The organism is Dactylosporangium sp. CA-139114, from assembly GCF_050955725.1.
Lineage (GTDB): Bacteria > Actinomycetota > Actinomycetes > Mycobacteriales > Micromonosporaceae > Dactylosporangium.
Window position 1 is genome coordinate 3877429 of the sequence record NZ_CP192080.1, and the last position, 11985, is coordinate 3889413.

At 74.7% G+C, this 11985-nt stretch carries 12 protein-coding genes; 4 read left to right on the forward strand and 8 right to left on the reverse strand.

The annotated features are described in order from the left end of the window. Nucleotides 1-2: 2 nt before the first annotated feature. The 3 genes from ACQP2P_RS17640 to ACQP2P_RS17650 form a co-directional block, all read right to left on the reverse strand. The gene (locus ACQP2P_RS17640) at nt 3-1223 is read right to left on the reverse strand and encodes a DUF1501 domain-containing protein (RefSeq protein WP_433617346.1); all 1221 of its coding nucleotides are present in this window, start codon (nt 1221-1223) and stop codon (nt 3-5) included. A 12-nt stretch (nt 1224-1235) separates the two neighbouring features. After that, nucleotides 1236-2663, reverse strand: a complete 1428-nt coding sequence (locus tag ACQP2P_RS17645; protein WP_433617348.1) for a DUF1800 domain-containing protein — start codon at nt 2661-2663, stop codon at nt 1236-1238. A gap of 376 nt (nt 2664-3039) precedes the next feature. Further along, nucleotides 3040-3900 (reverse strand): LysR family transcriptional regulator, encoded by an 861-nt coding sequence (locus tag ACQP2P_RS17650; RefSeq protein WP_433619176.1) that lies wholly within the window; start codon nt 3898-3900, stop codon nt 3040-3042. Nucleotides 3901-3970: 70 nt separating this feature from the next. On the opposite strand from ACQP2P_RS17650, the gene ACQP2P_RS17655 reads away from it, so the two are divergent. Beyond that, complete coding sequence (locus ACQP2P_RS17655) at nt 3971-4843, forward strand: dihydrodipicolinate synthase family protein (protein ID WP_433617350.1); 873 nt, start codon at nt 3971-3973, stop codon at nt 4841-4843. Between the two features lie 1242 nt (nt 4844-6085). On the opposite strand, the gene ACQP2P_RS17660 is transcribed toward ACQP2P_RS17655, so the two are convergent. Both ACQP2P_RS17660 and ACQP2P_RS17665 read right to left on the reverse strand, forming a co-directional pair. Further along, nucleotides 6086-6502 (reverse strand): PLD nuclease N-terminal domain-containing protein, encoded by a 417-nt coding sequence (locus ACQP2P_RS17660; protein WP_433617352.1) that lies wholly within the window; start codon nt 6500-6502, stop codon nt 6086-6088. A 67-nt stretch (nt 6503-6569) separates the two neighbouring features. Continuing rightward, complete coding sequence (locus tag ACQP2P_RS17665; protein WP_433617353.1) at nt 6570-7007, reverse strand: hypothetical protein; 438 nt, start codon at nt 7005-7007, stop codon at nt 6570-6572. Between the two features lie 27 nt (nt 7008-7034). Here ACQP2P_RS17665 and ACQP2P_RS17670 point away from each other — a divergent pair, with 27 nt between their 5' ends. Then, on the forward strand, nt 7035-7640 hold the full coding sequence (locus ACQP2P_RS17670; RefSeq protein ID WP_433617355.1) for an MBL fold metallo-hydrolase: 606 nt from the start codon (nt 7035-7037) through the stop codon (nt 7638-7640). Here the strand turns inward: ACQP2P_RS17670 and ACQP2P_RS17675 are convergent. Beyond that, nucleotides 7637-8065, reverse strand: a complete 429-nt coding sequence (locus ACQP2P_RS17675; RefSeq protein ID WP_433617357.1) for a MarR family winged helix-turn-helix transcriptional regulator — start codon at nt 8063-8065, stop codon at nt 7637-7639. The genes ACQP2P_RS17670 and ACQP2P_RS17675 overlap by 4 nt on opposite strands. Nucleotides 8066-8103: 38 nt before the next feature. Here ACQP2P_RS17675 and ACQP2P_RS17680 point away from each other — a divergent pair, with 38 nt between their 5' ends. Further along, complete coding sequence (locus tag ACQP2P_RS17680; RefSeq protein ID WP_433617358.1) at nt 8104-9342, forward strand: FUSC family protein; 1239 nt, start codon at nt 8104-8106, stop codon at nt 9340-9342. 21 nt (nt 9343-9363) lie between these two features. Here the strand turns inward: ACQP2P_RS17680 and ACQP2P_RS17685 are convergent, their stop codons facing one another. Together ACQP2P_RS17685 and ACQP2P_RS17690 are read right to left on the reverse strand one after the other, a co-directional pair. Then, nucleotides 9364-10569: an RNA polymerase sigma factor gene (locus ACQP2P_RS17685; protein WP_433617360.1), complete on the reverse strand. Its 1206-nt coding sequence runs from the start codon at nt 10567-10569 to the stop codon at nt 9364-9366. Beyond that, nucleotides 10566-10901 carry a YciI family protein gene (locus ACQP2P_RS17690; RefSeq protein ID WP_433617362.1) on the reverse strand — a complete coding sequence of 112 codons (336 nt, stop codon included), beginning with the start codon at nt 10899-10901 and terminating at the stop codon, nt 10566-10568. The genes ACQP2P_RS17685 and ACQP2P_RS17690 overlap by 4 nt, the downstream gene beginning before the upstream one ends. Before the next feature lie 260 nt (nt 10902-11161). Between ACQP2P_RS17690 and ACQP2P_RS17695 the strand changes: the two genes are divergently transcribed. Next, entirely contained in the window at nt 11162-11980 is an 819-nt protein-coding gene (locus tag ACQP2P_RS17695) for a hypothetical protein (protein ID WP_433617363.1), read from the forward strand. Nucleotides 11981-11985 lie beyond the last annotated feature (5 nt).

Genomic DNA, 11985 nt, shown 5'->3' on the forward strand with positions numbered 1-11985 from the left:
GCCTAACGCGCCGCCACGACGCCGAGCGCGGTGCCGGCCGCCGCGTTCGGGAACACGTCGGCCAGGGAGCCCAGACCGCACCGGCGCTGCAGGATCTCGCCGATCACCGTGCGGTAGTCGGTCGTCGCGGCCAGGTCGCCGGCCGTCAGCGCCGCCGGGGCGAGCGTCGGCCACGTGCCGTGCACCTTGCCGCCGCGCACGCCGCCGCCGAGCAGCAGCATCGCGTTGCCGCTGCCGTGGTCGACGCCCCGCGAGCCGTTCTCGGCCACCCGCCGCCCGAACTCGCTCAGCGTCACCAGCGTCACCCGCCCGAACGCGGGCCCGAGGTCGGTCGCGAACGCGTCCAGCGCCAGGGCCAGCTCGGTCAGGTGGTCGTACATCCGCTGGCCCTTCGCCGGCGCCCCGAGCGCCTCGTGCATGTCCCAGTCGCCGAAGTCCACGGTCGCGGCCATGAGACCCACGTTCGCCTTCACCAGCCGGGCCACGTCCTTGAGCGCATTGCCGAGCGCCGTGGCCGGGTAGGTCGCGCCCGGCGTGGAGGCGGGCAGCGCGCCGACGGTGGCGAGGGTCTGCCCGACCGCCCGCGCCGGGCCGGCCAGCAGGTCGGGGGCGCCGTCGTAGAGCTTCGCGAGGGTCCCCATCATCGGGGTCCTGCCGTCCTCGCCGTTGAGCTTGAACCCGTCGACGCTCAGCATGCTCGCCGACGGCGCCGGGCCGGCGAACAGCCGCGCCGGGGCGCTCGTGCCCATCGCCACGCCCGCCATCGGATAGGAGGCGCCGGCGACGCCGAGCATCCGGTCCAGCCAGCCGGTGCGGATCGAGGTGCCGGCCGCGGCCCGCTCCATGTCCTCCATCGCCTGGAAGTGCGAGCGGGACGGGTTCGGCTGCCCGACGGCGTGCACGGCGCCGAACGTGCCGGCCGCCCACCGCGCCCGCAGCGGCGCGAACGCCGGGTGCAGCCCGAACGTGCCGTCGCCGGCGATGACGGACGCCTTCGGCACCGCGATCGCCGGCCGGGCCCGGTAGTAGTCGGCGTCGCCGATCGGCACGATCGCCGACAGGCCGTCGAAGCCGCCGCGCAGCGACAGCACGACGAGGGTGTCGCCGGTGTACGGGGTGCCCGCGAACGCCAGCCGGGTCGACAGGCCCTCGCCGATCAGCCCGGTGAGCGCGGCGCCGGCCCCGATGGTCAGCACCCCGCGGCGGGAGATGCAGCAGTCCATGGCTCGTGTCCCTTAGCGGTAGAGGTGGTACGGCGAGTCGAGGATCAGGGCGATGAGGTGCGGCAGCCGCCCCGTCGCGGCCGCGTCCGTCGCCTTCAGCGGGGCGGTCGCGGCCTTGCCGAGGAAGCTCAGCAGCGCCGCGCTGTGCGCCGGGGCCAGGGGCTGCCCGACGAGGCGGCGGGCGAGGGCGTCGACGAACGCGCCGTGGGTCGCGGGGAGCTTCGGCACGAGGTACGCCAGCATCGACGCCGGCCGCGCCAGCTGCTTCGGATACCAGCCGGCCGCGATGTTGAGGTGCGCGTTCCAGCGGATCAGCAGCCCCGAGGGGGCGGCCCAGGCGGCGGCGACGTCCGGGTAGCCGTTCGGCGGCGCCCACCGCAGCGGCGCGTGGCCCATGTCGACCAGGTAGTGGTAGAGCCCCCGCACGCTGTCCATGTCGGCCGACGGGCCGATGCCGAGCACGCGCACGGTCGCGGCCACGTCCTCCAGCGGCGTGCGCACCTTCGCCCCGGTCGCGGCGGCGAACTCCGGCGACGTGAACAGCGCCCGCAGGACCGGCACGATCGCCGTGCGGTTGTCGAGGTACACCTGCGCGAGCCGGGCCACGAGCGTCGCCGGGGCCTCGTCGGCGACGAAGCGCACGCACAGCTTGCGGGCCAGGCGTTCGGCGGTCGCCGGGTGCATCGCCAGCATGTCCGCGTAGGCGAGCGCGGCCGCCTCGCCACCGCCCGCGGTCGCGTTGTCGTGCCGCCAGCCGAGGATCGTCACCGGCCCCGTCGCGTGCTGGGCGGCGTCGAACCTGTACAGCCCGGTGGCCGGGTCGACGGTCAGCCCGGTGAGCAGGCGGGCCGCGTCCTTGACGTCGGCCTCGGAGTACACCAGCCCGACCGTGTGCAGCTCCAGCAGCTCGCGCGCGTAGTTCTCGTTCGGCCTGGCCTTCGTCGAGGAGCGGTTGTCCAGGTACGACAGCATCGCGGGAGACCGCATCGAGGCCTTGAGCAGGTCCGCGAACCGCCCGAGCGCGTTGGCGCGGATCACGGTGTCGTACTGCGCCCGGCTGTCCCACACCTCGCCGGACGGGCACGTGACGTTGAGATGGTTCGACCAGAAGTCGACCATGAGCTCGAACAGCTGCCGCTTGCTCCAGGCCGCCCGGGCCACGGCCGCGGTGCCGAGCTGCTGCATGACGTCCCACGCGCCCGGCTTCATCGAGCCGGCCTTCACCAGCGCCCGCACGCCCGCGATGTCCTTGCCGATCAGGGTGTACTTCCCCAGCACCGCCTGGCACGCCGAGTCGTCGACGGACGCGGGGTCGAGCTGCCGCTCGAGCCAGGCCGCGGCGCCGAGCTTGCGCAGCTCGGCCTCGGACTCGGCGGTGGGTCCGTAGGTGGCCCGGCGCAGCAGGTGCAGGACCGGGTCGGCGGGGGTGAAGGCGGTCACGGCGTCTTGCTTCGGCACGGCGGGCGTGGCCCTTGACACATGGTCCCGCCCGGCTCCGGCGCCGCACCCGGCCCGCACCCGCTGTCTCCGCGCCGCTTCCGGCGGCGGGCGTTCAGCCGCGTATGCCGAGCGCCTCGGCGAACGCGGTCACGGCGGGGTGCCGGGCCGCGTGTGTCTGCGCCGTTTGCGGCGGCGGGCGTTCAGCCGCGTATGCCGAGTGCCTGGGCGAACGCGGTCACGGCGGGGTGCTGGGCCGCGTGTGTCTGCGCCGTTTGCGGCGGCGGGCGTTCAGCCGCGTATGCCGGGTGCCTGGGCGAACGTGGTCACGGCGGGGTGCTGGGCCGCGTGTGTCTGCGCCGTTTGCGGCGGCGGGCGTTCAGCCGCGTATGCCGAGTGCCTGGGCGAACGCGGTCACGGCGGGGTGCCGGGCCGCGCCGGCGCGGAAGGCGAGGCGGGTGCGGCGGCGGGTGGCGAGCGGTGTCAGGACCACGCCCGCCGGGACGTCGACGGCGGCGAGCTCCGGCACGAGCGCGACGCCCTGGCCGGCGGCGACGAACGTGAGGACGGTGACGAAGTCGTCGGCGTGGTGGCGTACCCGTGGCGAGAATCCCGCCGCCTCGCAGGCCCGCACGGTCATCGTGTGGCACAGGGTGCCGCGGCTGGCGAGGATCCACGGCTCGTCGTGGCACTCGGCGAGGGTCCGCGGGCGCTGGGCGGCCACGAAGATCGTCTCGTCGCGCAGGGGGAGGGTGCGCAGGGCCGGGTCCGGCTCGATGGGCACGAGGTCGTAGTCGTGGACCAGGGCGACGTCGAGGGTGCCGTCGCGGAGCAGGTGCGGCACGGCGGCCGGGTCCAGCTCCTGCACGCTGAGCTCGAGCGCCGGATGGGCCTCGCCCAGCGCGACCAGGGCGGAGGGCAGCAGCGTGCGCATCGCGGTCGGGAACGCGCCGATGCGCAGCGGTCCCGACAGGCCGTCGCGTCCGGCGGCCAGCGCGGCGGTGGCGCGCTCCAGCGCCGCCAGCACCTCCTCGGCGTGCGCCACGAGGGTCCGGCCGGCCGGGGTGAGCGCGACGCGCCGCCCGGTGCGCTCGAGCAGCGCGACTCCGGCCTCCCGCTCCAGCGCGGCGAGCTGCTGCGACACGGCCGAGGGCGTGTAGGTGTGCGCGGCGGCGACAGCGGCGATCGTCCCGTGCTGCGCCAGATCCCGCAGCAGCCGCAGCCGCCGGACGTCGAGCATCATCAGATCTTACGCTCGACGGTGCGAACGTGAACTGGTTCTGACGCTTCCCGTGCCCGACGCTGGACGCATGACGTTGCGCGGCATCTTCGTCCCCTTGATCACACCGTTCACCGACGCCGGTCCGGTCGACGAGCCGTCGTTGCGGAAAGTCGCCGAGTCGGTGCTGTCGGCCGGCGCCGCCGGTCTCGTGGCGCTCGGCACCACCGGTGAGCCGGCGACCCTGACGCCGGCGGAGCGCGCGACGGTCGTCGCGACGTGCCGCGACTTCGGCGTCCCGCTGCTGGTCGGCGTCGGCGGGAGCTCGACGGCGGCCTGCGCGGCCGAGGTGGCGGCGCTGCCGGTGGGCACCGTGGCGATGGTGGTGGTCCCGCCGTACACCCGCCCGGGCGAGGCCGGCGTGATCACCCATTTCCGGGCGGTCACCGCGAGTGCGCGGGTGCCGGTCGTGATCTATCACGTCCCGTACCGGACCGGTCAGCCGCTGTCGACGGCCGCCCTGCTGGAGATCGCCGCGATGCCGGGCGTGGTGGGCGTCAAGCTTTCCGACGGCGCCGTCTCGGCCGCCACGGTGGCCCTGCTCGCGGGGGCCCCGCCGGGCTTCGCGGTGCTCGGCGGCGACGACGCGGTGATCTCCCCGCTGCTGGCCCTGGGCGCGCACGGCGGCATTCTGGCGTCGGCGCACGTGGCGACCGCGGCGTACGCCACGCTGCACACCGCGTGGCACGACGGCGACGTGGCGACGGCCCGGGCGCTCGGCGGGCGGCTGGCGGCCTTGTCCGAGGCGTTGTTCGCGGAGCCCAATCCGGCGGTGATCAAGGCGGTCCTGCACGCCCGGGGCCGGATCGCGTCGCCGGCTGTGCGCCTGCCGCTGCTGCCGGCTTCGGCGGCGGCGCGCGATCGGGCGCTGGACCTGCTGAGCCGCATCGAGCCCACACCGTAGCGCCACCGCGCCGGCATGCCGGCGCCGGTCGGAGCGCGATCGCGGCGGCGGCCGCCTCGACGGGGCGACCGGCTCGACCCCGTGGCGCGCAGCGAGCTCACGCCGTAGCCCCACCTCGCCGGCTTGCCGGCGCCGGTCGGAGGGCGAGGCGCGGTGCCGGCAGCGGTCTCGGGGGGTTCGCCCGTTCGCTCGTCGAGCAGCCGGTCGGCTCGACCGCGTGGGGCTCCCGCCCTTCCTGCCGGCTTCGGCGGTGGCGCGCGGTCGGAACGCGAGCGGCGGCGCGGGTGGCCGCCTCGATGAGCGATCGGCCGACCCGAAGCGCAGCCGACTGGCTCGGCCGCGTGGGGCCCCCGACCTCCGCGTGGGCCCCCGACCTCGCGGTGCGCCTGCCCTTGCTGTCCGCTTCGGCAGGATTCGTGCGGGTTCTGGGAGTGGCCGTCGTGGGCGGCGGCGCGCGATCGGGCGCTGGACCTGGCCCGCGCCGTAGCGCCACCTCGCCGGCTTGCCGGCGCCGGTCGGAGCGCGAGTCGCGGCACCGGTAGCCGTCGCGGCGGGTTCGACCGCCCACCCGTCGAGCAGCACCGACCGCGCCGCGCAACCAGCTGACGCAATCCGCAGCCGACCGCCTCGACCGTATGGGGCCGGTGCGCGTCCCGCGCGCCCGAGACGGGTGCCGCGTTCGAGACCGGCGGATCGCTCGGCGAGGTCGAGTCGACCAAGAGCGTCTCGGGGACCAAGAGCGTCTCGGAGATCTGTCGAAGCGCGCGATCCGACGACGACCGCAGCCGCAGGTCCAAGCGCGCCGGCGCGCCGCCCGGTCCTTGCCGTGCGGGCGCAAGAAGCCCGCTGGCCGCACCCTCGGCAGGGACCTTGCCACCCGCCCGGCGCGGCCGCGCGCCGCGGACCAAATCCCGCGCGCCGCGGACCAAAGCCGCGCGCCGCCGACCAAACGCCGCGCGTCCCGAGCCAGTGGCCGCGCACCGCGGACAAATGCCGCGCGTCGCGAGCCAAAGCCGCGCGTCCCGGACCAGCTACCGCGCGCCGCGAACCGAAGGTCACCGCGCAACCCCAGACGCGACCCGGCACCCGGAAAATGCCGCCGAGTTCAGCAAGTCGAAGCAGGGCCGCCCGAAACAGGCAACACAGTGGTACCGGTGGTGGGTGGCCGTTCCTTCTTATTCACCATACACCATGCGACCTAACCGATCTTGCCCTCGACAACGCTGTGTAGCCATGCCGCAACTACTCGGGGTCCTTGGTCTCCCGCCGCCGCAGCTCCTCCTCGCGCCGGCGCAGGTCCGCCTCCCACTTCGAGAACATCTCCTCGTCCGCGCGGCGGGTCTTCGCCAGGTTGCGCAGGAACTCGGGGTCGTCGTCCGGGGCCAGTTGACGCGCCCGCGGGCGGTCGTTCTCCGGGAAGCCGCTGCCGGGCCGCCACTGCGCGCCGGCCCGGGCCGTCGCCGCCTGCTGCGGCCGGCCCGCCACGAACCACGCGATCCAGCCCACCGGCGAGAACAGCAGGATGATGAAGACCCACGCGACCTTCGGCAGGTTGCGCACCAGGTATTCGTCCGTCGACAGGCAGTCGATCAGCGCCCACACGAGCATGATGAGGTCGATGAGGAACAGGAGTCCATAGAGGCGAACCACGCCGGACATCGTGCCGGACCGCCGCTGCGCTGTCCGCCCCGTGACCGGATTGCAATAGAGCCCTACTGGTGGTCAGTCAGGACGATCCGAAAGTAGCGAGATCGAGTTCGCCCGCGCGGACGCGGGGCACGTCGGCGAGCGGCGCCAGCAGGGCGTGGCGCGTCGACTCCAGGCGCGGCTTGGAGCCGGACGCGGTGCGCTGCGGGGCGGGCGCCAGCAGCGTCAGGCGGCCGGGGCCGAGCCGGGCGCGCACGTCCGACCAGCGCGAGACCGGGAACGGCAGGGAGTTGAGCACCAGGTCGAAGGGCAGGCCGCGCTCGTCGCGCAGGGGAAGGGCGGCAAGTGTGCGATCGGCCGCGAGTGAGGCCAGGGCCAGCATGCGCAGGGCGTCGCGGCGGGAGGCTCGCAGCTCGCCGTCGGGGGTGACGACCGCGCCGCGGATGGGGCGGGCGGGGCGCAGGACCCGGTAGGTGTACGACCCGACCTGCACATCGTCCACTCGTGCGACGCGCATCCGGGCAGAGGCATAGGCTCTGGACCCATGGTGCGCATCGAACGGCTGGTCACGTCGGGCACGTTCTCGCTCGACGGTGAGACCTTTGACGTCGACAACAACGTCTGGATCGTCGGCGACGACACGGAGGCGATCGTCATCGACGCCGCCCACGACGCCCGGGCCATCGAGCACGCGCTCGGCGGTCGCCACGCGGTCGCGATCGTGTGCACCCATGGTCATGACGACCACATCGATGCCGCGCCCGAGGTCGCGCTGCGCACGGGCGCGCCGATCCTGCTGCATCCGGACGATCTGCCGCTGTGGCACATGAAGCACCCCGCTCTCGAGCCCGACACGCACCTTACCGACGGCCAGGAGATCGTGGTGGCCGGAGTGGCGCTGACGGTGCTGCATACCCCCGGCCACAGCCCCGGCGCGGTCTGCCTGCACCTGCCGGACGAGGGCGTGCTCTTTTCCGGCGACACGCTGTTCGAGGGCGGCCCGGGCGCGACCGGCCGATCGTTCTCGGACAAGCCGACGATCCTGCGCTCGATCACCGAGCGGCTCATGACCCTGCCGCCCGAGACCGTCGTGCACACCGGCCACGGCCCCGACACCACGATCGGCGCCGAGCGGGCCAACATCAACTAGTCGGCGAGCCGCTCCAGGATCGCCGCCGCACGCAGCAGGGCGTCCCGCTCCGCGGGGGTCAGCGACGCCACCGCGGACGCCAGCCACTCATCGCGGACCCGCATGTCCGCGCCCAGCGCCGCCCGCCCGGCCGGGGTGATCGAGAAGACCCGCTGCCGCTTGTCCGCCGGGTTCTCCAGCCGCTCGATGTGGCCGTCCGCCTCCAGATCCGCCAGCACCCGGGTCACCGACTGCGGCTGGAGGCGGTCGGCGGCGGCCAGCGCGCCCGCCGTCAGCGGTCCCTTGCGCGCCAGGTGCCCCAGCATGCTGATCTTCGTCAGGCTCAGCCCGTCGGCGTCGCGCTGCAGCTGCAGCCGGCGCGAGAGCCGCTGCGTGGCCCGCCGCACGGCCCGCGCGACGCTGAGATCGGGATCCGGCTCGCTCATGGTTGCGCTCCAACCTATCGTGCTGCGATATTCAGCAGGTGCGTAATATCCGGCAGGCGCTCGCCGGCTTCGCCCCGGTGCTCGCGACCGTCGTCACGCTCATCCCGCTGACCCGCCAGACCGGGATCGTCGTGCTGGGCGCGGCCGTGAGCATGATGGCGGCCCGCTCCGGCCGGCGGCACGGCCCTTGGCGGCTGCTGCTGGTGCCGGCCGGCGCCCTCATCATCGCCGCCTTCGCGGTGCTGTTCCGCGCCGCCCACGCCTACGGCGACGCGTTCTTCGTGCTCACCGTGGCCGCCGCGACCGCCGCGCGCGCCTTCGGCCCCGCCGCCGGGCACCTCGGCCGGGCCCTGGTGCTGCCGCTCATCGGCATGCTCATCGCGCCGGTGAACCCGGGCGGTCATCCGTGGCACACCCTGGCCTGGGCGACCCTCGCGGTGTTCGTGGCCGAGGGGTACGCGCTGATCGGCCGGCGTCTGGGCGGTACCGACGCGGAACCCGGACCATCGAGCACCGCCCCGGCGAGGATCCACGTGTGGCGGGGCGTGCAGTCCGCGCTCGCCCTGACGCTGGCGTTCACGATCGGCCATACCGTGTTCGGCGAGCACTGGGCGTGGACGGTGATCAGCGCCCACACCGTCGGCGCGGCCGCCCGGTCCCGCGGCGACGCCCTGCTCCGGGGCGCCCACCGGACGCTGGGCGCGCTGGGCGGCACCCTGGTCGCGACGGTCCTGGCCCTGGCGGTCGGCGAGCACCGGTCCATCGCGGTCGTGCTGCTGATGGCCGTACTGGCGGCCGGCTTCCTCCTCCGCCAGTTCGGCTACGCGTGGTGGGCCGCGAGCGTCACGGCCGCACTGGCGCTGCTGTACTGCCTTGTCGGCGTCACCGGTACGGCCACGCTGCCCCTGCTCGCCGCCCGCCTGCTCGCGGTCGGCGCCGGGGCCCTGTGCGCGGTGCTGCCCGCCGCGCTCGTGGCTCCCATCCGCACCGGCGCCGTCCTGCGCAAACGCACCGCGGAGTGCCTGCGCGCCGCCCGCGACGGCGACCACGCGACCGCCCTGCGCGGGCTCGCCGCGCTGCGGGAGTCGGCCGCGCCGCTGCTGGCGATCCGCCGCTTCCACGCCCGGCCCGAGCTGCGCTGGGTGGACGCGCTGAGCGCCCTGGAGCCGGACCTGCGCGCCCTGGCGGCCGGCGCCGACGACCCGGCGGCCCGGGTGCGCGTGCGCCGGGCGCTCGGCCCCGTCGCCGAGGACCTCCGCGCCGCGGCCGGGAGGTAGCAGCCGTGAGGGAGCGGTGGTTCAGGCTTCGGCGTCCTCCGCCCCGGCCCGCTCCAGCAGCGCGTCGCGCTCGGCCGGGCTGTGGGCCAGCGCGGCCGCCGAGCGGAACAGCGAAGCCGCTCGTGCGTGGTCGCCGGTGCGGGACACCAGGTCCGCCTCGGCCGCGACCGCGTGCGGATAGCCGTCCAGCCCGCCCCCGGCCCGCGCCTGCGCCAGCAGGGCGAGGCCGGCCGAGGGCCCGTGCGCGTAGCCGTGCGCGACGGCGCGATTGAGCGCGATCACCGCGGTGGGCTGCCGCGCCCACAGCCGGTCGTAGCAGGCGGCGATCCCGGCCCAGTCCGTCGGGCCGTCGGTCGTGTGGAAGGCGGCGATGCGGGCCTGCAGCGCGTACGGCCCGTCGCCCGCACCGTCCAGCAGGGCTCGGGCCTCGGCGATCGCCGCGTGGTCCCACAACGCGCGGTCCTGCTGCTCCAGGGTCAGCAGGCGGCCGTCGGGGGAGCGGCGGGCGGCCCGGCGGGAGTGCTGGAACAGGAACAGGGCCAGCAGGCCGCCGATCTCCCCGGAGAGCTCCGGGGCGGGCACGAGGGTGCGCAGGAGCCGGGTCAGGCGGATGGCCTCGTCGGCGAAGGCGGGGGAGCCGTCGGCGTTGTACCCGTTCGTGAACAGCACGTACAGCACGCCGAGGACCCCGGGCAGGCGCTCGGTCAGGGCCGGGCCCTCCGGGACGCGGTACGGGATGGCGGCCTGCGCGATCTTCGTCTTGGCGCGGGTGAGGCGGCGGGTCATCGTCGCCTCGGTGACGAGGAAGGCGCGGGCGATGTCGGCCGTGGGCACGCCGCAGATCGTGCGCAGGGTGAGCGCCACCCGGGCCTCCAGGGACAGGGCGGGGTGGCAGCAGGTGAACACGAGCCGGAGGCGGTCGTCGGCAAAGGTGTCGGCGGCGCCCGGCTCGGGTGAGCCGAGGACGGCCAGGTCCTGGAGCTTGGTGCGCTCCACCCGGGCCCGGCGCAGCACGTCGACGGCCCGGTTGCGGGCCGTGGTCATGAGCCAGGCCGCCGGGTTGTCGGGCACGCCCGTCGACGGCCACCGCTGCAGCGCGGTGGCCAGGGCCTCCTGGGCGCAGTCCTCGGCCAAGTCCCAGTCTCCCGTCATGCGGATCAGCGCACCCACGATGCGCGGGTGCGCCTCGGCCGCCGCGGCGGCGACGGCCGAGGCGACCCTCGTCACTGCTCGAAGTCGGCGAAGGGGCGGATCTCGATGCGTCCGCCGCGGGCCATCGGGTGCGTGCGGGCCATCGCGATCGCCTCGTCGAGGTCGGCGCACTCGATCAGGTCGAAGCCGACGATGACCTCTTTCGTCTCCGTGAACGGGCCGTCGGTGACGAGCAGTTCCCGGTTGCGCACCCGGACCGTGGTCGCGGCGGCCGGCGGGGCGAGCACCGCGCCCTGCTTGCGCCGGCCGGCCTCGTCGTGCTCCCGGACCCACGCGTCGATGTCGGGCTCGTCCGACTTGTCGGTGTCGGGCTCGGAGTCGCTGCAGACGAACATCATGTACTGCATCAGGGCTGTTCCTTTCTTGTCATCCGGGTGACGAACGGGCGGGAGCGATCCGGACAGCCGCGGCGGAGATTTCCGGGTGCCGCGTCACGATACTGAGCGGGGCCGCGCAATGGCGCTGGGTGATCGGCTCGCTGCGAAGCGTAGAACCGTCAAGGTCAGAGGCGTGAATCTGAGCCGAACAGCCGGGTGGTTCGGCCGTTCCGGGGCAGGCACGGCCCCATTTCCCCGACTAGGCTGCAGACCTTGTGTCGATGGTTTGCGTGACGTGCGGTGCCCCCGGGCACGACACCAACGGTCGATACCTCTGCATCCGGCACGGCGGGGTGCCCTCGGCGGAGTTCGTGGCCGCGCTCGTCGGCGAGGGGGAGGGCGCCGCCCGGTGGCCCGACCGGCTCCCGGACGGGCTGGAGTGGCCCGACCCCGCCGGGCAGAGCGCGGCGCGGATCCCGGAGCAGTCGCGGACCGAGCCGGCCGACCCGCTCGCCCTCGCGGAGATGAGCGAGGACGACGACGAGGTCATCGAGGACCGGGCGCCGGTCGCGCTGCGGGCGTTCACCTGGCTCTTCCTCACCGTCACGGCCGTGCACATCGTGCTGCTCGTGGTCGACGTGCTCGTCCTGCGCCGCGAGGACGCGGTGCTGCGGGACTACGCCGTCGCCGAGCACACCCTGCAGTCACCGGCGTCCCAGGCCGTCTTCGCGCTCGTGAACCGGGTCGGCTCGGCGGTCAGCATGGCGCTGTGGGTGACGCTGCTGATGTTCGCCGTGTGGTTCGGCGTCGTCGGGCGGGTCGCCGACCGGCTCGGGCGGGACCGGCGCACGGTGCTGCGGCACTGGACGTACCTCGGCTGGCGCCTGGCCCTCATCCCGCTCGTCGTGTATCTCTTCGCCGACGCCGCCCGCGACGAGCCCCGCCCGGCCGAGCGGCTCGCGTTCGTGGAGGAGGCCCTGGCCGTCAACCACACCGCGATCATGTTCGTGTCGCTGCGCATCGTGATGCTGGCGATGCTGGCCGGGTTCGTCGTGGTGGTGTGGCGCCGGCTCAACCCGCCGGCCCGCGATGACGACCTGCCGTTCTAGGCCCG

What these genes read in the sequence shown, in the direction of transcription:
- ACQP2P_RS17640 (WP_433617346.1), bottom strand. Translation starts at nt 1,223, where the DNA reads ATGGACTGCTGCATCTCCCGCCGCGGGGTGCTGACCATCGGGGCCGGC.
- ACQP2P_RS17655 (WP_433617350.1), top strand. Translation starts at nt 3,971, where the DNA reads ATGACGTTGCGCGGCATCTTCGTCCCCTTGATCACACCGTTCACCGAC.
- ACQP2P_RS17660 (WP_433617352.1), bottom strand. Translation starts at nt 6,502, where the DNA reads ATGTCCGGCGTGGTTCGCCTCTATGGACTCCTGTTCCTCATCGACCTC.
- ACQP2P_RS17650 (WP_433619176.1), bottom strand. Translation starts at nt 3,900, where the DNA reads ATGCTCGACGTCCGGCGGCTGCGGCTGCTGCGGGATCTGGCGCAGCAC.
- ACQP2P_RS17675 (WP_433617357.1), bottom strand. Translation starts at nt 8,065, where the DNA reads ATGAGCGAGCCGGATCCCGATCTCAGCGTCGCGCGGGCCGTGCGGCGG.
- ACQP2P_RS17670 (WP_433617355.1), top strand. Translation starts at nt 7,035, where the DNA reads ATGGTGCGCATCGAACGGCTGGTCACGTCGGGCACGTTCTCGCTCGAC.
- ACQP2P_RS17665 (WP_433617353.1), bottom strand. Translation starts at nt 7,007, where the DNA reads ATGCGCGTCGCACGAGTGGACGATGTGCAGGTCGGGTCGTACACCTAC.
- ACQP2P_RS17690 (WP_433617362.1), bottom strand. Translation starts at nt 10,901, where the DNA reads ATGCAGTACATGATGTTCGTCTGCAGCGACTCCGAGCCCGACACCGAC.